This window comes from Nocardia sp. NPDC004278 (genome assembly GCF_053602975.1).
In genome coordinates this window covers 1-20,190 of the sequence record NZ_JBSGEQ010000069.1, presented here as the reverse complement: position 1 = coordinate 20,190, position 20,190 = coordinate 1, and the positions used below count along the sequence as shown (strand labels likewise).

Here is a 20,190-nt window from a genome sequence, read left to right as displayed (position 1 = left end):
GAGATCTGCCCGCCGGGCGTGGTGGAGGAGTGCGACGACGCGCTCGTCGGTCCGGGTCCACAGCGTGGTGTCGACGGCGCGTAACCGGGTGAGCAGTTCGGGCTCCGGGCGATGGCCGAGCACGGTGGTCCAGAATTCCGTGTCGTCGAATTCGCCGGAATCGTAGGGTTCGCGGGCGCTCCAGAAAGCATTCATGAAGAGTCCGAGCTGATCTGCGTGCCATCCGGCGAGTTCGGCGAGCCTGCTCCACATGGGAACGGTGGGCTGCAGGCCGATGACGCCGTTGTAGTCGAAGATGACCGCGTCGAGTTCCGCGGGCTGGTGAGGTAGTGCGGTTACCACCGGTTCTCCAAGGCTTTGATGGGACTGGGCGGCCGCGCCTGCGGTGAGCAGGGCGGGCAGGGTGCCGCCGCCGACTTCGGCGTCGAGAATTGCCGCGAAATCGGCTGCGTGGGTGGGACGATTCCCGCCTTCTTCCATGACGAAAGAGGCGCACAAACTGTGGATCGAAGGAAGGTTCCGCGAGTCAAAGGCTGAAGGTGATGCGCGACGCTGCGCGAACAATCCGAAACCTACCAAGGGGTATGGCGAGCTACCACTCGGAACGGGTCTTGGTGATCCGCTCCACAAAGCGCCGTCGGAAGGTCTCATCGGCGTGGTAGCCGAGATCACTTTCCGGCGGGGGCCGATCACGCTGGATACGCCTTTCCAGGTCATCGAGGCGATCCCGAACGTCCATCGAGGTGCCGGGCCGCGCCGGTTCCGCAGATAGCTGCTGACGGATTCGTAAGCGACTGCGGCGTGGTGCTCATCGAGCAGGCGTTCCCAGACTTCGCGGGCGGTGATGGTCGGTGTGGCGGCAAGAAGGGCATCGATGTGTGGGATGAGCCCCTCCAGCGTGGGCCGCTTGCACGCGGGATAATTCCTGCGGGCGGGAGGGTTTGGTGATTCGAGCGCCGCATGGACCGTGCGCCAGCCGACACCGTGTTTGCGTTGACGTTTCGGATCCTCATCTGTGCGCCGATCACCTCGACGACCGTGTATTCGCTTCCTCCGCACCGGAATCGGCTAACCGGAGCCAGGACGTCGACGCGGCTGGTCATTGGCGTTCACCACCGATGATTGTGTCCGGGCCCAGCAGCATCGTCTCGATATCGACGGCCAGGTCCCGACACCACAGCAGATGAAACAGCGTTGGCAACACCACGATCGGGTCACCGACCTCGCCGACTCCCTCGGCCAGCGGGCGTGCAGTGGCGAAGACCTCGGCCAACTGGGTGACCAGGCCGGGACGACGGCAGCGAGGATGGCGATAGCCCGACAACCACCGCAGATTCGCCGCCTGGACCCGCCGCATCTCACCAAGTCGGCGATACTGCCATCCGACCGAATTGCGTCCGTGGTTATGGACGGTACTCGTCCATCAATTCCGGCGGCATCAGGTACTGGCGTCAAGAGCGAGTGTCCATGAATCTCGATAGCACCTGCGTGTCGGGACTGTCACCACCACGTCAACTGGTGGTACTCGGCTATCTAGCGGATGTCTTGTTCACAGACCGCGGTTAGCCTGCCCAACGTGGGAATGACTGAATTCGCGAAAGCGAACCAAGTGAAGGCCATTCGCCATCACGTGCGCCACCCGATCGAGGCAGGTTGGCGATGACCGGCGGCGAAAGCCTGGACTCACTGATAATCCGGCTCGGTGACGAGGACCCGGTGATACGCAGCGAAGCGGGTGCCCGCCTGCTCCGCGACGTGGCCGATGCCGCACCGCGGCTGATCACGGCGCTGCGACAGTTGAGCCCGCGCGAACGGTCGGATCCGCGCGCAGCAGCGACGATCGAGGCGCTGGTCGACGTGCTGGGTAGCGGTGGTGATGTGGTGCTCGACCCGCTCGTGGCGGCCGTTCCGGCGGCGTGGATGGCCGATCGGTCCGACGGAGGAAAAAGGTGGCGGGTTGTGCCTCCCTGGGCGCTGAAGAGCGAGGTATTTGCGCTGTACAGGGTTTTCGGAGAGTTGCGGGTGTCCGATGACGTGAAATACCTTCCGCTGCTGCGTGATCGGGAACCGCTGGTCCGCTGGTGGGGGTTGTGGGCGCTGGCGAGATCGGGCTCTGCCGCGCGTCGCTTTCTGGATCATGTGTTGCCGTTGATCGACGATTCGGCGGTGGTGGTATCGAATCGAGCCTTGGCGACGCTGGATGCGATGGGATCGGAAGCGTTTGCGAGGTTGCGGGAACTCGGGCAGGAGCCCAGTCCCGCACAGGGATTAGCGCTCAGCGCGGTCGTGGCGCTGGGTGGCTGGCCCCAGTTGGATTCCACGCAACAGGCACTGCTCACGCAAGGAGTCGAGGACAAGGTCGCCCACGAGGCACCGGAGTCGATGTGGGCGGGCGGGCTGGAGCCGAACTGGCGCGGTGACCGGGACTTGAAGGGAGATTGGACGGGAGCTTGGCTAGCAGTACCCACCGACGATCAGACGGCACTGCTCGACGCCCTCGGGCTTGTCGAGGCCATGCCCACGACCATGCGGACAGGCATGAACCTCTCGGTCGACGTCGACTGCGTCTTTGTCACTCCAGAGCTCGATGGCTGGACACTTGTGTTCGGTTACATACTGCCTGGGGGCATCTCGGTCGATTCCGTGTGCGAGTGTGTGGTCGGGCTGAGCCGCCAGTTCGGGTCTGCCCAGTGGTACGGCTTCGATGACACTTTTGCTGGATGGGCGTTGGCCGAGGGTGGCGAGTTGGTCCGGTGCCGACTGTCGGGGGAGTCGGCGGAATACGAAGAGGCGATCGGTCCTCCACACCCAGCCGAACTGGACGCGTCGTGGTCGCAAGGCGAGTCCGACGAATATCCGGGTTGGTCCTCGACCTGGGTTGCCCGCCTCATGTCACTGGATCCCTGGGGTGTCGGCTCACACACCCGTGTACGTGGTCACGGTCTGGTGGCGGGCACGTCACCACAGTGGCACCAGACGCTGCCGCGGTGGATGCAGTTCGCCTGACTGACAATGTGGTTGTCGAAAGGATGCCTTGCCGCGGGGCCGAAACATGGTCGCGTTGCAGCCGCCGCAGACCTGATCCAGCGAATCGGAGCAACCGCCCTGGCGGGACAACTCGGCCTGCGCGACACTCTGACCCATTCCGATTTTCGCAGTGGTCAATCCATTGAATCATGTTGCTGCCCAGTGCTTCCCGGCCGAGGCCCGCTGCCATCGTCGATGTGCCGACGGCGGCTTACCAGCGGCTCGGTCGAGATTTTTCCACTTTCAGACCCGACGACCACCTGCTGCCCCTGGCTGCCATGGCTGCTTCCTTATCTTCGCAGCGGCTGACGCCCGCGTGCTCCGGCGGCGAATACGCTCGGCGCGTATCTCCCGAGCCGCTCGCCTCACAGTGAGGGGGCGGGAAGCTGACGGTGATCCTGCTACGCCGCTGCATGGGCCTGTCGGCACTGTTGTTGTCGGTCACAGCGATATGCCTCTATTTAACGGTACGATATCTAGTGGGATGTTAGGAGGCTCATGCGGTTCAGGGTGGCTGGTTACCACGGTGTTCGTGGTTGTGGTGCTGATGTTCGGTGTGCGCGAGGTGACGCCGGACCACCGAGCAAGTCGGACGAAAGCGCCACCAGCGCGGCGGGGCCGTGGGTGCGGCGGCCGGTGAGGGTGCGTGCGCGGGTGTGGCGGGCTGCTGGCGAGGTTGTATCGGCGGCGATGGCGTTGATGGTGGCGGCCGGGGCGGCTGCCGCCGCGCCGCCGACGTCTGGTCCGGATCTCGGCCCGCCGGGCGGATACCACGCTCCCGCCGAGGACGCCGGTTTTGCGGTCCGGCCGGTCGTCACTCGGATCGAGCCGATCACCGACCGTTGGCTGCGGGTCTTCGTGCAGTCACCGGCGATGAACCGGGCCGTGCAGGTGCAGGTGCTGGTACCGGCCGACCGCAGCCGGCTGCGACCTACCCTGTACATGCTCGACGGGCGCGGTGCTCCCGAAGACGCCAGCAGTTGGACCGAGCATGGCCGTGCCGTGGAGTTCTTCGCCGACAAGAACATCAACGTCGTGCTGACGACCGGAGGGCCGGCCAACCTCTATACCGACTGGCAACAACAGGACCCTGTCCTGGGCACCAACAAGTGGGAGACCTTCCTCACCCGCGAACTGCCTCCGCTGATCGACGCACAGTTCGAGGGCAACGGACGCAACGCGATCGAGGGAGTCTCCATGGGCGCCGAGGCCGCGATGATGCTCACCGTCCGCAATCCGGGCCTGTTTCGGGCGGTGGCCGCGCACAGCGGCTGCTACACCGTTGCCTCCAACGCAGGCCAGGCCCAAGCCCGCGGGATTGTGAAAACCTACGGCGGCAACCCGGACAACATGTTCGGGCCCCCGGACGATCCGGACTGGCTCGCTCATGACGTCATGGCCCACGCGGCAGCCTTGCGTGGCAGCGCGGTCTATCTGTCGAGCGGCAGCGGGATCCCCGGCGAACACGACACCCCCGACCAGGCCGATCTCGCCGACACTCTCGCCATCGGTGGACCACTGGAAGCCGGCGCCTACGCTTGCGCCCTGGCCCTCGCCGACCGGCTCACACGACTGCAGATTCCCGCGACAGTCAACCTGCGGCCCACCGGCACCCATTCTTGGCCGTACTGGGCCGACGAACTGGCCCGGTCCTGGCCGACCATCGCCCACGCACTCGACATCAACAACTGACTTTCGATCGTCGGCAACGGCAACCCGGGGTTCCGGTAGAGGGCCGACGAGCCTGACCGCCCGGCGCGGCGGCGGTGAAGCCGCGCCGCACGAGATCCGGTAGTTCGGCGGTGCCACCGGCTGGCGACCGGCACGGACTACTGGAACACACTGCGCGCACTGCTTGCCGACCGCGAGGTTGACGCTGTGATCGCGGTGTTCATCCCGCCGCTCGTCGACCACAGCGATGTCGCGTCAGCATTGGTCGACGAGCGCGCACGCCCAGCTAGGCGGTGGTCGAAACGCCAAGTGACGCATGGTCTTAGACGACTCCCGACGGTCACTTGCATCGTTTCGATTCGTCTGAACAGGGGCAGCTCTCGTTGGGGCTACCCCCGCATGTCCCGGAAAAGAAGAACGGGTCCAGGGCCGCGAAATCCTCGAGGTTCTCGATGGACATGGTCACAGGGCCGCCGTTGCCGTCCAGGCGTGGGCGTTGCGCTGCGCGAACTCGCGGAAGGTGGTCGCCTTCTCTCGACGGGATGGAGCTGTGGATTGTTCCCGCTTCGATCAACGAGGCGTATCCCACCTCTCGAAGACATCTTGTCGAAGCGACCGACCGTCCGCGTGTGCAAGGATCACGCGAGCCATCATGTCGGTCAGTTCCCCCTCCGCCGCGCGTGGTACGACTGCCTCCAGCGCCCTCGTCACCGGCTCGTGACGTTCAAGGATCGCCTCCCGTTGTCCGAGGTCTACCTCACTTCGAATTGCCCACAGCGTGAGGCCTATGTATGTCCGCCATGGACTGAGGTGACGGTCATGATGCTCAACCAGCTGGTCCGCCAACGCCGAGGAGGCGGTATGGATCGCGGCACCCGGGCATACCTCGAGATCAACCTGCGAGAGAATTTTCGCAGCCGAGCCATATATTTCTCGCAGCAGATTCTCCTTCGAATCGAAGTAATAGTGGACCAGGGATGTCGGTACGCCGACCGCTTTCGCGATATCGCGCACCGAAGCCGCAGGACCTCGCGCCGCGACTATTTCGATTCCGGCCGCGACCATCGCCGATCGTCGATCGTCCTGTCGAACGGTGAGGCCGCTACGCAACGACGGCACCGAGCTGGCTCGCAGATTCAGACATGCGCAAGATCTCCCGCATGATCGGGCTGCTCCTCGGCTTGCGCACGCAGGCGCAAGCACTGCGCCGAGACCGTCACGACAGCGGCGAAGACAGTCATGGCGATCAGCATGCCGATCGAGACCCAGAACATCTGGTCGTAGAGAGCGATGTCGCAGCGAATGATTGCTCGCCGGGCAAAGGTCATCGGGCTGATGTTCTCGAAAGGTTCGAATGCCGATGGCGTTGTCCCCGGTGGGAATACGCCACCGAAGGCGAAGATCTGGAACATATAGAAGCCGAAGGCGGTGATGCTCCCTGCGAGGCGCCCCAACAACACCACGAACATATGAGTAGTGACAGCGGCTGTGATGCCGACCAGAATCACGACGGCGATCATCGAAGGCCAATTCTGTGGCTCCCACCCGACCGATTTTCCATAACCTGCTGCAGCAACGGCGCTAACGATCCCGGCGACAACTCCTTGAAGTGTCCTGCCGCGTACTGTGCGCAGCGCGCGATGCCGGATCGAGCCACCGATCGTGCTGCTGCGCAGCGGTTTCAGCAACATCCATACGACGATCGCAGCGAGAAACGTTGCGAGGATCACGATCACCGGGCCCGCGCCGCCTGCGATGATCTTGCGACTGCGGTCGCCACCGACAACCAGTTCGCTGGGCTCCTGATTCCGAACGTCGATCGTGAATGGCTCGCTGAACATCATGGCGGAGGCATTCGTATCTACGACGTGCGGCGCGGCGGCCGACCCATCCTGCAACCCGACGTCCAGTTGTCGCATGCCGTCGTTCAGTTGTGCAGCACCGCTTTGCAGTTGGTGCCCGCCGACGGAAAGCTGCCGGATCCCGGTGGCGAGTTCATTCATGCCGTGGTCGATCGCGGTCGACCCGTCGCGTAGTTGAGTCGCTCCGTTGGCCAGTGCGAGGACTCCTGCCCGGTAGTCGGCGTGGGGATCGGTCAGTTGTCGCGCGAGTTCGCGTGTTCCGTTGTGCAACTGGGCAAGCTGGGCGGTGATGCTGCTGGGGTCAGCTCGGCGGACCTGGTTGATGACTGCCCGAAGCTGGGTAGCAGCGGCGGTCAGCGATGGATCGGAGCTGTTCGCCAGCTGATCGAGTACCGGCGCCAATTGTGTCGTGAGCTGATCCAGGGGATCGAGGACGGCGAGTACCGGCGTGACGATCTGGTCCACCCCGTCCTGTATCTGGACGGCGCCGGAGCCCAGTTGGTCTGTGCCACCGACCAGCTGAGTCGCCCCGGTCGCCAGCTGCGCAGTTCCGGCTCTGAGCTGGCCTGTGCCATCGACCAGAGTTGTCGCGCCGACGGAAGCCTGGTCCAGTCCGGTCGCCAGCTGAGCGGAGCCGTCGGCGAGCTGATTGCTGCCAGATGCTGCTTGGGATACTCCCTGCGACGCGTCACTGAGCCCCGCCCCAAGGCGGTTGATACCGACGAGAAGTTGTCCGGCGTATTCACGTCCGATGGAAGCAGTGATCTGCCGTTCGGCGTCCGCTACCACACCGTTGGCAACCGAGGGACCCAATGTTCCATTGAAGTCGTTGTACCACACCATGATTCGCGCGTGGACCGGCTTGGGGTCGGTAATGGTCGAGATGTCGCGTGTGAAGTCGCTGGGAATGATGACGGAAAACGCGTACCGGGATTCGCGCAGTCCCTCCAGTGCCTCAGCACTGCTGACGCGGTGGAACTGCAGATCGTTACCCGATACGAGACTGTCCAGGATCCCCGCGCCGATGTTCTCAGGTTTACCGTCGACTACGGCACCGAGATCGTCGCTTGCGACCGCGACGGGAACCTGTCGCAGGTATACCTCTGGATCCCACATCACCCACATGTAAATGGCGGAAATCAGCGTCGGCAATATGAGCCCCAGAACCAACAGCACGCGGGCGGGGCCGGATCTGGGGAATGCTTTGAGCCAACGTCCGACTCGAGTTGTGATTGAATTGCGCGCCATGACGGTCCTTTCTGCGCCCACAAAACATGTGGGTGGTCCGTGGTGCCACGGTCCAGCGAAATCACAATCCGCCGACTGTTGGCGAATTTCGCCATCGGACCGCCCACGACGCTAGTGACGCAGAACACCGGCGAGTGCACCGAGAACGCCATGTTGGCGGAACTGCCCCTCTGTGTGTCTCCTTTGCCCCTTCGGCGGATCAGAAGTCGTGACCCACTCCAAGATATGGAATCCGGCGCGGCTGCCGATTCGAGCTCGGCTCGCCGCTTGACGAGTGGGCTGCCCCCGCTTGGTATCCGCTCGGTTGCGAGATGTAAGGAAACCGATGCCAGCGTGAGCCAGTCGAAGCTGGAGTGGCGGCGGTGCCGACTCACTGTTACCTGAATACGCGTGGTTGTGGTCGTCCCAGCATTTAGATCCCTGAAACGATCACTCGGTTACCTGCGGGTTGCCGGCCCCTTTCGTCAAAGAATTCTTTCAAGGGCTCGTCGGCCGCCAATGCTGTTAAGTATCACGTGGAAGGCCTTGCAGGTCGGTGTACGGTCGCCGGAGAATGCGAAGCATTTGAGGTTCGATGGGGTTCAGCGAGCAGTACAGGCGAACAGGAGATCGGTTCCTTTCCGGGTTCCTGAATCGCGTATGACAGTGTGGAGGCGATGCGATGTCCGATATCCCGGCACCGGAATTCTCGGGTACCAACCGCAGCACCTCGGCCACGGTGCCGCCGACCATCCTGCGATACCTCGCCGTTACCGCCATTGAGGACGGGGTCGATCTGCGCCCGCTGCTCGCGAACGTGGGCCTGGACGAATCCGTGCTGCGCTCGCCCGCCTGGCGGGTCTCCTACCGGCAGGGCGCGGCGGTGATTCAGCGGGCCTTGGCGCTGACTGGGGATGAACATCTGGGTCTGCGGGTGGGTTCGGTGCAGAGTCCGACTTCATGGGGATTGCTCGGCTTCGCCATGATGGCCTGCGACACGCTCGAGCACGCAATCTCGATCGGCGTGAAGTATCAGAATCTGTCGGGTGCGATGCTTATGTGGTCGGCGTCCTGGGAGTCCGATGGGTTCGTGGTGCGCGTGGAGTTGCCCGATCCGGCCCTGTACCCCGCAGTGGCGGTCTTCCTGATCGAGGAGGCATTCGCCAGCGCTGTCGCTCTCACGCGACTAACGGTGGGCCCACAGTTCAGTCCGCGGCGCGTTAGCTTCACCTTCCCGACCCCGCGCGAGACAGAGCCATTCAGCCGGTTGTTCGGCTGTCCGGTGGAGTTCGGAGCGGCACACAACCGCTTCGTGTTCGGTCGGGCTTGGGCTCGCATGGTTTTACCGGGCCATGACCCGGTCACCTATGCATCGACGCTCGAGCTTTTGGACGGTGAAATGGCTGCCCGCCGCGACCGCCAGGAATTGCTGGAGCTGCTAGAGGTATCGATTGCCCAGTCCTTGCCGACCGTCCCCTCGTTCGCCGAGCAGGCTCACCGCAACTCTGCCAGCGAGCGCACGTTGCGCCGGCGGCTGGCCGAGTGCGGTACGACCTACGAACAGTTGGTGGACGGGGTCCGGCGGGAACGGGTTGAGTTGCTGCTGCGCCGACCGGAGCACACGCTGCGCGAGATCGCCCACCAGGCTGGGTTCTCCGACGAGAGGGCGCTACGACGGGCGGTGCGGCGGTGGTACGGCATGGCCCCCTTGGAATTGCGCAGGCATATCCAATAGCCGGACCGAAAAGCCAAGCCGCGGTCCGTGATTCAGCGAGTGCGGATCCAGACCGTCTTTTCTCTGGTCCATTGATCGAAAGCCGTCGTGGACTTCTCCACGCCGCCGAATCCGGATTGCTTCCAGCCACCGAAGGGCGCCGTGATGTCGCCCTCGCTGTAGGCATTGACAGAAACCACACCAGCTTCGATGCCCCGCGCCAGGCGCAAAGCGATGTCGAGGTCACGAGTCCAGACAGAGGCCGCCAAGCCGTACACGGTGGAGTTGGCCAAGTGGATCGCTTGGGCTTCGGAGTTGAAGGTCTGCACGGTGACCACTGGTCCGAATAATTCGTCGGTGAGAACCGCGCTGCCGTCCAGAACCTGGGTCAGGACAGTCGGTGGGTAGTAGGCGCCGTGTGGGTGCAGACCGTCGGGCAGCTCTTGTGCGTGGACGCCGGCTCCAGCGGATCGAGCCGCGTCCACCGCTGCCGCGACCCGGTCACGGGCGGCTCGGTTGATAAGCGGTCCGATGCGGATCGTGGGGTCCGCGGGATCGCCGATCGTGAGTTCCCCGGCCGCTGTGACGAACCGTGCCAGCACCTCCTCGGCGATGTCCCGGTGGACCAGGATCCGCGAGCCAGCAGTGCAGTTCTGGCCCATCGTCAGGAAGGCCGCCTCGATCATGTTCTCGATGAGTTCGTCACCGAAGTCGAGCGCATCGGCCATCAGCACCTGAGGACTCTTGCCACCCATCTCCAGGGATACCCGCTTGAAGTTGGTGTCGGCGGCTTCGGTGAGGATGCGCCGTCCCGTCGCAGTGGAGCCGGTGAACGAGAGCGCGCCGACCAGGGGGTCTCGGGCCAGGGCGGTACCGGTGACCGGCCCGGGGCCAGTGAGAACGGTGAGCACTCCGTCGGGGATTCCGGCCTCGGCCGCCAGCCGGGCCAAGTGAAGCGCCGAGCGGGGGGTTGCTTCGGCGGGCTTGAGCAGCAGGCTATTACCCGCGGCCAGGGCCGGTCCGATCTTCCAGGCCGCCATGGCCAGCGGATAGTTCCACGGCAGGATCGCCGCGACCACGCCCATCGGCTCCCGGGTAACCAGTCCGAGATGCTCCGGTCCTGTTGGAGCGATGCGGCCGAACAGCTTATCGGTTGCTTCGGCGAACCACCGGATCGACTCGATCGCGCCGGGGACATCGCCCTCGAGGCACTCGGTGATCGGCTTCCCGGCGTCCTCGCTGTCCAGCCGTGCCAACAACTCGGCGTCGCGTTCCATGAGTTCCGCCAGTCGCAGCAGGACCGCGGCTCTTTCCCTCGGCGGACGCCAGGACCAGACCCCCGAGTCGAATACGTCTCGGGCATGTGTGGTTGCCGCAGCGACCTGTACGGCGTCGAATATGGGAACGGTGGCGATGACTTGCCCGGTGGCCGGGTTGACAACATGCATCCCGGTGGGATCGGCTGTTGGTGTCGGGATCATGCTTCCTCCACGAGTTCCCAGCGCCCGTCGGTCTGGTGGGCCAGTCCGCGGCGGCGCAGTTCGTCCAGATATCGGGCCATTCCGCGCGCGCCTTTCTTGCGAAACAGTGGGATGAGCCGTGGTAGCAGGTTTGGTTCGAGCATGGCCAGGCGCACCAGGTAGGACTCGCTCGACTTTGGGTAAACCTCGAGCACGGGGCGGTCCAGCAGCCGCTGCACTGCCGCCACGACGTCGGAGGGTTGCTGGGGCGGGTCTTGGAACTGCAGGACGTTGCCGCCGTCGACGGCTTCTTTGCGCAACATGCGAGTGTCGGTCGCAGACGGCAGTACCGATCCGGCGGTGATCCCTTTGTCTCGCAGGTCGAGAGCGATCGAGAGCATTGCACCGCGCAAGCCGAATTTGGAGGCGGTGTAAATAGGGGTTTCCCCGAGCGGGAAGATGCCGCCCAGCGAGACGGTAGTCACCACCCGGGGGTCGGGTGCGGCGCGCAGCAGCGGAATCGCGATCCTCGTTGTGATCAGCGGGGAGAGCAGGTTCAGCTCGATCTCCTGCCGGATACTCTCAACGCTTCGCACGTCGAACCGTTCGGCACTGGTCATTCCCACGTTATTGACGAGTACGTCCAACCTGCCATGTGCCTCGGCGACCTGGTCGAACAACCGCTCCACCGCCGTCTGGTCCATGAGGTCACAGCCGATCCCGCTGTGCCCGCCGCCCGGTAGTCCGTTCGCGACCCGCTCGGCGCGGGCCTGGTCGATGTCGACAACGAGGCACACCGCCCCCTGGGTGGCGAATCGGTGACATAGGGCGCCGCCTATACCACCGGCGCCGCCGGTCACCAAGATCACTTTGCCGCGGAATTGGTAGGTCATGGCGCGACCACCAGCGACCCGGCCGGTTGCACTGAGGGCGGCTGCCCCTGCGTGCGCCAGCCCATCCGCGAGGCGACCTTTGCCAGGTACTTCATGAAAGCGCCGCTGTCGACGTATCCGGTGTGCCGGGGTGAGTCGACGAACTTCAGACCGCTGGTCAGGTCCGGGCGATCGGTACGGATCATCTCGGCGAAGCGGCGGGCGCCGGGCCGCTCCTGCCGCTGGTCGTCGATAAAGCCTGCGATCAGCTGAGCCTGAGTGTCGAACAGTTGGTAGGCGCCCGAGTTGGTCTCCACGAAGCCCACTCCGAACAAACCCTGGTGCTCACGGGAGAACGCCGAGAGGTACAGGTCGGGATGCTGCTCGCCGCCGAAATACTTCTGAGCTACCGGCACCTTGTGGACATAGCCGGTGGCCAGCAGGATCAGGTCGAACTCGTCACTGCTGCCGTCGGTGAAGTACACCGTGTTCCCCGCGGTACGCTCCAGGCCCGGCTTCGCCGTGATGTCTCCATGCTGTAGGTGGTGGATCAATAGTGAGTTGACGGCCGGGTGCGTCTCGAACAGTTTGTGATCCGGCTTCTGCAGCCCGAGTCGGAGAGGATTTCCGTTGAGCAGGCGCAGCAGAGCGCCGAAGACACGCTGTTCCAGCCACATCGGAAGCTTCGGACCGACGTGCGCGAGCGTATCCACCGGGCGGCCGAAGACGTGCTTGGGGATAAACCAGTAACCGCGGCGCATGCTGATCACGGCGTGGTCGGCCGAGCGCGCCGCGTCGCAGGCGATGTCGCAACCCGAATTGCCGGCACCGACAACCAACACCCGCTTGCCGCGCAACTCGTCCGCACTGCGGTAGGAGACAGTATGCCGAACCTGCCCGGTGAAGTTGCCGGGCAGGTCAGGGACGTTAGGATGCCACTGCGCGCCGGTGCAGACCACGACCTGGCGGTGAACGCTTACCCGCCCGTCGTCCCGGGTGACCGTCCACGTGGAGTCGGCGTTCTTCTCCACGGACCGCACTGCGACCCCGAACTCGATCCGGTCGGTGAGCCCGTAGGCATCGGCGAAGGACCGCAGGTACTCGATGATCTGCTGCCGCGGCGGATAGTCGGCGAAGTGGTCCGGCATCGGATATCCACCGAAGCCTGACAGGGTTTTGCTGGAGATGAAGTGAGCCGACTCATACATCGGGCTGCCAGGGTTTTCGATGTCCCACAGACCGCCGACACCGGTGTGACGCTCGATGTGTGTGTAGGGGAGATTCCGCTCCGCCAGAGCCCTGGCCACTGCCAGTCCGGCCGGTCCCGCCCCGATCACGCAGGTGTCATACGTTGGGTCCGCCATCGTCCCCACCTCCTTCTTGCTGTGCTTTCGGATGTGGGATGACTGTATGTACGCGACGCCGGGAGAGAACTGGCTCGCGCGGCCACTCAGGGGACCTCAGCGGCCATTTCCCTGCCGACACCCTGCAGAGGGGGCATCTCGGACAGAAGGCCGTTTCACATCGACCGCCTTGCTGGTGAAGTCGACGCCGAAGCGGGCATTGTCGTAGGCCAGATCGCGTGCCAGATCATCGTCATCGCTGTCACGGGAATGCTTGTGGACGAACGTATCTCGCAACCGAGCAGACGTCCTATATATTCGGGGTCGGTGATGGTCAGAGCCTTCGACCAAGTGCGGCGGTGAGTGGCGACGAGCAGTCCGTTGCAGCGGGCGGTCATCGCATCCAGATCGGCGCGACCATCGACCATCCAACCGATCACCGTTGGGTCGATCGAGTAGTCGTTGCCCAGAACACGCAGGTAGTAGTCCCGCGGCAGTCGGGCGCGGCAGGTGAACTCAACCGCTGGGCCAATCGGCGGCAGGGCCGTCATCGCGGCCCGGTCAGTGTCGACCAGTTCGGTCGGACGCGCCGAAAGTCGCCGGACGCGACGGGAATTCGCGATCGGCAGCCAGTCAGTGAGCTGGATGTTGAAGTCGGCTGGGGAATCGAATGACCGGCCCGGCAGAAACGAGGTCTCGAGTTATCCGTTGACCCGCTCCGCGATGCCTTTCGAGAGCAGACCGAACCCGTGGCTTCGCCTAGGGTGATCTGTTACGATCTGGTCAGGCGACCAGTTGGCCAGCAAATACTCGCGGATTCGTTGCCGACGGCATGCGGGAGGTGCATGCTGTGTTCCGCGCCGCGCCCTCCGAACAGGTCGGGGCCGTCGACGTGACCAGCACCGACAACCGACGCAACGGATGCTGTCGGCACAACGCAGGTCCTGCCAAGGCTCGCGTAGACACGCCAAGAGCCAACACTCTTGGCTCAACGTCCAAATGGCTGCCGACATCCGAGGATATCGGGGCCACGCTAGAACCAGGATTCCGCATATGCCGAGTCGCAGCCATACCACGAACGTGGGCCTTCGCCCGGACGATGACCCGACCCTGCACGACGCACGAATCCCCCCAAGCGTTATCACCGGCGTCCTCGATCTCGGCGAACAGCGGGAGATGAACACAGAGTCGTGGTTCGCCGGAAGCGGATTCACACGTTCTCAGTTCGACCTACCAGAGACTCGTCTATCACTCCGCCAAACATCGATGATCTTGCGTCGCGCACTGCGCGCTCTGCCTTCCGGGCCAACAGGCGTCCATATAGGCACTCGCGAAGTCTTCAGTCAATGGGGCCTGCTCGGTTTCGCCATGCGGTCAGCGGGATACGTCGCAGAAGCCGTCGACATCGGACTACAACTACATCAAGCCTCAGGCAGTCTGCTCAACTACGAATTCGAGCCGGAAACAAGGGAATTCGCAATACGAATCGACGAGCGGATTCCTCAACCGGAGTTGCTTCCTTTCTTGTGCGAAGATACGTGCTGCTCAATGCTCGTGTTGGCGCGGTCGATCTTCGGTGGCCAAGTTGCGCCGACCCGGCTCGAATTCGCTTATCCCCGAATGCCGTACTCGGATGTTTACAGCCGATTCTTTCAATGCCCAATTCGATACAATGCTCCGGTCACGCGCATCTACTTCAGCACCGAGTTCCTGAATCGACCGATTCCGACGGCCAATCCTGCTCAACTGGCCATCGCCATCGAGGCGGCACGCCTCATCGCCAACCCTGGCGGCCACCGGCCAGATATTGTAGCGGCGGTGGAGGGCGTACTTCGTCAGAATCTGCGTCAACCACTGCCAATGGCACTCGTTGCGGAACGGTTAATGATCAGCGAACGCACGCTGCACCGACGGTTAGCCGAAACGGGCCTGATGTTCGGTGAGATCCGTGACCGAGTGCGTCTGCAGCGGGCGAAAACCTTGTTACGCGAATCGAGTCTTCCTGTCGCAGTGGTCGCCGCCGAAGTTGGATTCAGCGACAGCCGCGAGTTCCGCCGTGCATATCAGCGTTGGACTGGTCAAACCCCGAGCGCCGAGCGCGGCACACCCTCCTTCCGCGGAACCGGCATGCTGCGGCGCGATGTATTCGAGCAGGTTCCGGTCCCCTTGCGACATCGAACTGACACGGATACAAACTGATTCCGCCACGTCTTTGGTCAGCTCGACTCGGCGGCCAGCACGCCGATCAGCGACGGGCACCACAACGTAGACGACCTCGCCGGAACGGTGCTCTCACAACCTCGATATTCGACCTCAACAATCCGAATTATTGCGTTTCAGAGCACCTTTCGCCATTGCAGGGCCACTCATCTGGGGCTCGCTGAGGTTGGCGCCCTCGAGTGTGTACTGATCGGCTCCGTTCGGCGACCCAGGCGGCGATCTGGGCGCGGTTGGTGAATCCGAGTTTGGTCAGGATGTGTTCGACGTGTCCGTCGGCGGTGCGCGGGGAGATGTGCAGGCGGGCGGCGATGGCTTTGTTGGTCAGGCCGTCTGCGACGAGGTCGGCCACCTCCCGCTCCCGGGTCGTCAGATCGGACGGACCCGGACTGCGAGTCGCAGCCTGCGGTTGCTCGCCCAGCGCATAGCCGATCGCGGCGTCGAGATCCATTGCGGTGCCTTCGTGATAGGCGACTTCGAAGGATCGCCGTCCGAGCGTGCGACGGGCCGCTCGTTCGCAGTCCTCGCCATGGCCCACCAAGCTCGGGAAGAATACCGCGGAAGTGCCTGCCAACTGGTTCATTGCGTTCGTGGCGCCCAGCAACACGGCGGCGAGCCGCGCGCTGCCGGCCTGGACTCCCACAATCCACGCCAATGTTTCCAGGGCTGTCGAGGCCATGAGTGGGTCTCTCTGCTGCCTGATCAGTGGAAGCCACTGCCGCAGCTGCCGGAGCGCACCGTCGCGATCACCGTGGTGCCAAGCGGCAACCGTCGTGCCCCACAAGGCATATGACCGATGTGCGGAATCGCCATATGATTCGGTGATCGCGAGGGCCTTCCCGTGGTACGAGAGAGCCGCTGCGCTGTCGCCCTGCGATTCGTGCGTCCATCCAAGCCCGAGCAGGGCAAAGACCTGCCCGTAGACGTCGTCCTGCGCAGTGAACGACTCGAGGGCTGCTTCGAGAGGTGCGCGTGCTTGCTGCGGGTCGCCGCTGCGAAGCGCATGGAGGCCAAGAGCAAGATTTGCGAATGCGTGCACGATCGGGCGCTCGGTCCGTTCGGCCAGCGCCTGCAACTGTGCGACCAGTGCGGACGCCACGGTGCGGTCGTCCTGGGCTTCGGCCACCAGGACGGCACGCCACAACCCCTTGGCGTGGACGGCGGTAGCGGTAGCGGGCCGCCTGGCGAGGGCGAGGTCGAGCCAGTGCCGCGCCTCACCGAGCTGGCCTCGGGAGAACCAGAACGGCTGCAACGCTGACGCCATCGACAACGCGGCGTCGGATTCCGCTTCGGTGTCGGTCAGGCAGAAGTCCAGTGCCTGGCGCAGGTTGGGTTGTTCGCGGTCGAGGCGGGCGATCCAGTCGAGTTGGCGGGGGCTGATCCAGTCGGCGTCGGCGTCCAAGGCGAGCTGCCGGTACCAGTCCAAATGTCGGCGCCGCAGGTTCGTGTACTGGCCCGCTTCATCGAGTTTGTCGAGGCCGTAGTCGCGCACCGTCTCGAGCAGCCGGAACCGCACCACCGAATCCGACTCCTCTCGGATCAGGATGGACTTGTCGACCAGGGCGGTGAGCACGTCGAGCAGGTCCTCCGCTGCGAGATCGTTGCGGCACACCTGTTCGGCGGCATCGAGTTCGAAGCTGCCGGCGAATACCGACAACTGTGCCCACACCTGTTGTTCGGCCGAGGTGCACAGCGAGTAACTCCAGTCGATGCACAACCGCAAGGTTTGTTGACGGCTCGGCGCGCTGCGGCTGCCGCGGGTCAGCAGTGCGTATCGGTCGGTGAGCCGCGCCAGGATCTGTTCTGGTGACAGTGTCCGCAGCCGGGCCGCCGCAAGCTCGATCGCCAACGGCAGCCCGTCGAGCTGGCGGCAGATCTCGGTCACCGCGGCGACGTTGTCCTGCGTGAGCGCGAACCCGGGCACCGCGGCGGCAGCCCGCTCGACGAACAAGGTGACCGCGTCATAGCGGGCCGTTGCCCGCAGCGAGGGCTGCCCATCCGGATCAGGAACGGTCAGCGGCCGCACCCGCAGCACAGATTCCCCGCCGACACCGAGAGGCTCACGGCTTGTGGCAAGGATCCGAAGGCCCGGGCAGGCGCGCAGCAAGGTCTCGGAGACCTTCGTTGCCGCGTCCACTATTTGTTCGCAATTGTCGAGCACCAGCAGCAGCTGCCGTGGCGCGATGTAGTCGATCAGCACGTCGAGCACCGGCTGCCCTTGCGCGCGCAACCCTAGAGAGGCGGCGATCACCCCCGTCAGTAGCGCGCCGTCGTGCAGCTGCCCGAGTTCGACCAAGCGCACCCCGTCGGCGAATTCTCGTTGCGCGCCGGTCGCCGCTCGTAACGCCAGTCGGGTCTTGCCCACTCCACCGATCCCGGTCAACGTCACCAGCCGGGAACTCGCCAGCAGATTCTTTGCCTCGGTCAATTCGGTACGGCGGCCGATGAAGCTTGTCAGCTCGAGCGGAAACGGTTTGTTTGCGCTGACCGACGACCCGAGCGGCAGGGGCCTCGGCGGGTGGTCGGTGGCCCGCGAAATCAAAGGAACCGGGGCATTTTCTTGCCGCTCGGCACCCACTGCCGGTCGTACCTTCATCTCGTCGACCGGCCACCCGCGCCCGGCCTGCAGATTCTGCAGCTGCTCACCCACCGCCGCTGCGGAGGGCCGCTGCTCGCGCGGGCGAGCCATGGCATGTTCGATCACCGTCGAAAGGTCCTCGTCGATGCCTTGCTCGCGCAGATCCGGGACCGGCTGTGTGGTGATCCGCAGAAACTGGGCTACGACCTGTTCGCCGCTGCGCCGCTCGAACGCCGCGTGCCCGGTCAACGCTGCGAACAACGTCGCGCCGAGCCCGTAGACATCGGCTGCAGGGGTGGGTGCCTCCCCTGCCAGCACCTCCGGCGCGGTGAACGCCGGCGAACCGGTAACCGTGCCGGTAATGGTGTGGAATTCGTCGGGGACGCGTGCGATCCCGAAGTCGGTCAGTGCCGGTTCACCGTAGTCGCTGATCAGGACGTTGGCGGGTTTGACATCGCGATGCAGGATACCGAGTCGGTGCGCGGCCTCGAGGGCCCCTGCAAGCTTCACCCCCAGCCGCACCGTCTCCTGCACCGACAGTGGACCGTGCCGGCGGATCCGGGCGTCGAGGGAGTCCTGCGGATAGTAGGGCATCACCAGATACGGCAGCCCGGACGTGATGGTGCCGACCTGCAACACCCCCACGATGTTCGGGTGCCCCGTCAGCCGGCCCATCGCCCGCTGCTCCCGAATGAACCGCTGCTGGTTTTCCTCCTCCAGGGCTGCGGTGAGCACCTTGATCGCCACCGTCCGGTCCAGGGCCGCCTGGGTGCAGCGATACACCACACCGAACCCGCCGCGCCCGATCTCCTCGGCGTCGGTGAATCCTGCTTCTGCCAGTTCCGCCGTGACCGCCGGGATCACGGCGCGCTGAGTCTTCAACGGGTCGATGTCGCCCATGCGCCGGTCCTGCTCCGTGATGTTCTTCACGATACCGCCCGGTCGGCTACGGCAGTATTGCCCTGTGGTACTCGCTTCCAGCGAGACAGCCCCGTCGGCGAAGGACGCCGCTTTCGCCACGGTCGGCGGCTGAACGCTCGTGGTGACGCTGCCTGGATTGCCGTAGTACCCCCGACCGGTGCAGGTCCATATCGATGTCGGTGCCCCGCCAGCTGCGACTTCACTACACCGGTGGCAAACCGATGATCACAATTTGCACACCCCAGCCCGGTCATGCTGAGGCAGCAGGTTTCTGCCCAGTTCTGACATCGACGCCAAGCGGCAGTGACTACCGCGTGCGCCGGTATGGTTCGGCAGGCACAGTCCCAGATGCGGTTCCCACCTGTGGCCTTGCCGACCGACTGCGCGTGCACCAGGCGTGTTTTCCCCCCTGGGTGGCCGACATTCCCCTATGGCCCGCGACATACGGCTGATTGAATTTCGCGACAGCAAACCTCGAGCCGGATTCCTTTTAACGGCACACGAAGCCCGACCCACCTACTTAAAGTCCAGCGCCTATCAGGCGGCCTGCGACTTTTCGGAATCAGCTCTTTCGACGACTTCTCATCACCGTAACTGGTATTCACACGGAGGAAATGTTTCGTGAATCACACAGCTCGAACACGCCTGGGAATTGCTGCTGCTGCCGCAGCAGCGATCGCCGTTGTCGTTGTTGCCGAAAACGGGACCGCGAACGCTACGACTGTGGATCAGGAACCGATCACTGTCATAGCGACGCCCGAAGGCGCCCCGGACCAGGGCGCACCGATGGCTCCGCTCGCCCCTGTCGCCGATGCTGCCAGCTATCAACTGCTCGACGCCGTGGCGGCGCCCGTGGAGCTTTTCCCCGTTGCGACGCCCACCTCTCAGGTCCCCGTCACGCCTGCAACCGCTACACCTGTGGATGCGCAAACCGACATCAATAATGCTCTCAATCAGGCCGGCAATGAGTTCATGCTGGGTGTCACCGCGGGCAGCATGGCCGGTGGCGTCATCGGGCTCGTCGGCGGTTGTATCGTCGGCGCGGTGGTCGGCGCGATCGGAGGGTGCCTGCCCGGGCTGGCGCTGGGCGCCGCTCTGGGCCCGATCATCGGAGGGGCTGTCGTCGGCATCCCGGCCGGGATCGCGGGACTGATCCAGGCGTACAACACTCTTCACGACGCCGGGGAGATCAGCGCGCCGATCCCCGCCGCGTCCTGACACGGAATCCCGCCCGGGGGGGGGGGGGGGGGCGGGCGGGCGCGGGGGCCCCGGGCGAGAAGGTGGGTGGTGTGGGGATT

The 20,190-nt window shown here is 64.4% G+C and carries 13 protein-coding genes and 3 pseudogenes; 6 read left to right on the top strand and 10 right to left on the bottom strand.

Annotated features, from left to right (window positions below):
• Positions 1-480: pseudogene (locus ACWEO2_RS43140) on the bottom strand (hypothetical protein); the annotation flags it as partial.
• On the opposite strand from ACWEO2_RS43140, the gene ACWEO2_RS43135 reads away from it, so the two are divergent.
• Positions 479-772, top strand: coding sequence for a hypothetical protein (locus ACWEO2_RS43135; RefSeq protein ID WP_452410671.1), 294 nt, complete (start codon positions 479-481; stop codon positions 770-772). The pseudogene ACWEO2_RS43140 and the gene ACWEO2_RS43135 overlap by 2 nt on opposite strands.
• A 327-nt stretch (positions 773-1,099) precedes the next feature.
• Here ACWEO2_RS43135 and ACWEO2_RS43130 read toward each other — a convergent pair.
• Positions 1,100-1,381, bottom strand: a pseudogene (locus tag ACWEO2_RS43130) (TnsA-like heteromeric transposase endonuclease subunit); the annotation flags it as partial.
• Between the two features lie 278 nt (positions 1,382-1,659).
• Between ACWEO2_RS43130 and ACWEO2_RS43125 the strand changes: the two are divergent.
• Both ACWEO2_RS43125 and ACWEO2_RS43120 read left to right on the top strand, forming a co-directional pair.
• Complete coding sequence (locus ACWEO2_RS43125) at positions 1,660-3,006, top strand: hypothetical protein (protein WP_452410670.1); 1,347 nt, start codon at positions 1,660-1,662, stop codon at positions 3,004-3,006.
• A gap of 675 nt (positions 3,007-3,681) precedes the next feature.
• Positions 3,682-4,719, top strand: a complete 1,038-nt coding sequence (locus tag ACWEO2_RS43120; RefSeq protein ID WP_452410674.1) for an alpha/beta hydrolase — start codon at positions 3,682-3,684, stop codon at positions 4,717-4,719.
• Between the two features lie 549 nt (positions 4,720-5,268).
• Here the strand turns inward: ACWEO2_RS43120 and ACWEO2_RS43115 are convergent.
• From ACWEO2_RS43115 to ACWEO2_RS43105, 3 genes and pseudogenes are all read right to left on the bottom strand, one after another.
• Positions 5,269-5,763 carry a TetR/AcrR family transcriptional regulator gene (locus ACWEO2_RS43115; protein WP_452410669.1) on the bottom strand — a complete coding sequence of 165 codons (495 nt, stop codon included), beginning with the start codon at positions 5,761-5,763 and terminating at the stop codon, positions 5,269-5,271.
• 71 nt (positions 5,764-5,834) lie between these two features.
• Positions 5,835-6,701 carry an ABC transporter permease gene (locus tag ACWEO2_RS43110; RefSeq protein WP_452410673.1) on the bottom strand — a complete coding sequence of 289 codons (867 nt, stop codon included), beginning with the start codon at positions 6,699-6,701 and terminating at the stop codon, positions 5,835-5,837.
• A gap of 405 nt (positions 6,702-7,106) precedes the next feature.
• Positions 7,107-7,808 (bottom strand): annotated as a pseudogene (locus ACWEO2_RS43105) (YhgE/Pip domain-containing protein); the annotation flags it as partial.
• Between the two features lie 661 nt (positions 7,809-8,469).
• On the opposite strand from ACWEO2_RS43105, the gene ACWEO2_RS43100 reads away from it, so the two are divergent.
• Complete coding sequence (locus ACWEO2_RS43100; RefSeq protein WP_452410668.1) at positions 8,470-9,522, top strand: AraC family transcriptional regulator; 1,053 nt, start codon at positions 8,470-8,472, stop codon at positions 9,520-9,522.
• Positions 9,523-9,554: 32 nt separating this feature from the next.
• Here ACWEO2_RS43100 and ACWEO2_RS43095 read toward each other — a convergent pair whose 3' ends face one another.
• The 4 genes from ACWEO2_RS43095 to ACWEO2_RS43080 form a co-directional block, all read right to left on the bottom strand.
• Positions 9,555-10,982 carry an aldehyde dehydrogenase family protein gene (locus ACWEO2_RS43095; protein ID WP_452410667.1) on the bottom strand — a complete coding sequence of 476 codons (1,428 nt, stop codon included), beginning with the start codon at positions 10,980-10,982 and terminating at the stop codon, positions 9,555-9,557.
• Entirely contained in the window at positions 10,979-11,854 is an 876-nt protein-coding gene (locus ACWEO2_RS43090; protein WP_452410666.1) for an SDR family NAD(P)-dependent oxidoreductase, read from the bottom strand. The genes ACWEO2_RS43095 and ACWEO2_RS43090 overlap by 4 nt, the downstream gene beginning before the upstream one ends.
• On the bottom strand, positions 11,851-13,197 hold the full coding sequence (locus ACWEO2_RS43085; protein ID WP_452410665.1) for a flavin-containing monooxygenase: 1,347 nt from the start codon (positions 13,195-13,197) through the stop codon (positions 11,851-11,853). Before ACWEO2_RS43085 ends, ACWEO2_RS43090 begins: the two co-directional genes overlap by 4 nt.
• A 155-nt stretch (positions 13,198-13,352) precedes the next feature.
• On the bottom strand, positions 13,353-13,727 hold the full coding sequence (locus ACWEO2_RS43080) for a Mu transposase domain-containing protein (protein WP_452410664.1): 375 nt from the start codon (positions 13,725-13,727) through the stop codon (positions 13,353-13,355).
• Between the two features lie 502 nt (positions 13,728-14,229).
• Here ACWEO2_RS43080 and ACWEO2_RS43075 point away from each other — a divergent pair.
• Positions 14,230-15,375: an AraC family transcriptional regulator ligand-binding domain-containing protein gene (locus ACWEO2_RS43075; protein ID WP_452410663.1), complete on the top strand. Its 1,146-nt coding sequence runs from the start codon at positions 14,230-14,232 to the stop codon at positions 15,373-15,375.
• Positions 15,376-15,502: 127 nt separating this feature from the next.
• Here the strand turns inward: ACWEO2_RS43075 and ACWEO2_RS43070 are convergent, their stop codons facing one another.
• Positions 15,503-18,871 (bottom strand): protein kinase domain-containing protein, encoded by a 3,369-nt coding sequence (locus ACWEO2_RS43070; RefSeq protein ID WP_452410672.1) that lies wholly within the window; start codon positions 18,869-18,871, stop codon positions 15,503-15,505.
• Between the two features lie 642 nt (positions 18,872-19,513).
• On the opposite strand from ACWEO2_RS43070, the gene ACWEO2_RS43065 reads away from it, so the two are divergent.
• Entirely contained in the window at positions 19,514-20,110 is a 597-nt protein-coding gene (locus ACWEO2_RS43065) for a hypothetical protein (RefSeq protein ID WP_452410662.1), read from the top strand.
• Positions 20,111-20,190 lie beyond the last annotated feature (80 nt).

What these genes read in the sequence shown, in the direction of transcription:
- ACWEO2_RS43115 (WP_452410669.1), bottom strand. Translation starts at nt 5,763, where the DNA reads ATGGTCGCGGCCGGAATCGAAATAGTCGCGGCGCGAGGTCCTGCGGCT.
- ACWEO2_RS43090 (WP_452410666.1), bottom strand. Translation starts at nt 11,854, where the DNA reads ATGACCTACCAATTCCGCGGCAAAGTGATCTTGGTGACCGGCGGCGCC.
- ACWEO2_RS43070 (WP_452410672.1), bottom strand. Translation starts at nt 18,871, where the DNA reads ATGGGCGACATCGACCCGTTGAAGACTCAGCGCGCCGTGATCCCGGCG.
- ACWEO2_RS43135 (WP_452410671.1), top strand. Translation starts at nt 479, where the DNA reads ATGACGAAAGAGGCGCACAAACTGTGGATCGAAGGAAGGTTCCGCGAG.
- ACWEO2_RS43100 (WP_452410668.1), top strand. Translation starts at nt 8,470, where the DNA reads ATGTCCGATATCCCGGCACCGGAATTCTCGGGTACCAACCGCAGCACC.
- ACWEO2_RS43080 (WP_452410664.1), bottom strand. Translation starts at nt 13,727, where the DNA reads ATGACGGCCCTGCCGCCGATTGGCCCAGCGGTTGAGTTCACCTGCCGC.
- ACWEO2_RS43095 (WP_452410667.1), bottom strand. Translation starts at nt 10,982, where the DNA reads ATGATCCCGACACCAACAGCCGATCCCACCGGGATGCATGTTGTCAAC.
- ACWEO2_RS43110 (WP_452410673.1), bottom strand. Translation starts at nt 6,701, where the DNA reads ATGAATGAACTCGCCACCGGGATCCGGCAGCTTTCCGTCGGCGGGCAC.
- ACWEO2_RS43125 (WP_452410670.1), top strand. Translation starts at nt 1,660, where the DNA reads ATGACCGGCGGCGAAAGCCTGGACTCACTGATAATCCGGCTCGGTGAC.
- ACWEO2_RS43085 (WP_452410665.1), bottom strand. Translation starts at nt 13,197, where the DNA reads ATGGCGGACCCAACGTATGACACCTGCGTGATCGGGGCGGGACCGGCC.
- ACWEO2_RS43075 (WP_452410663.1), top strand. Translation starts at nt 14,230, where the DNA reads ATGCCGAGTCGCAGCCATACCACGAACGTGGGCCTTCGCCCGGACGAT.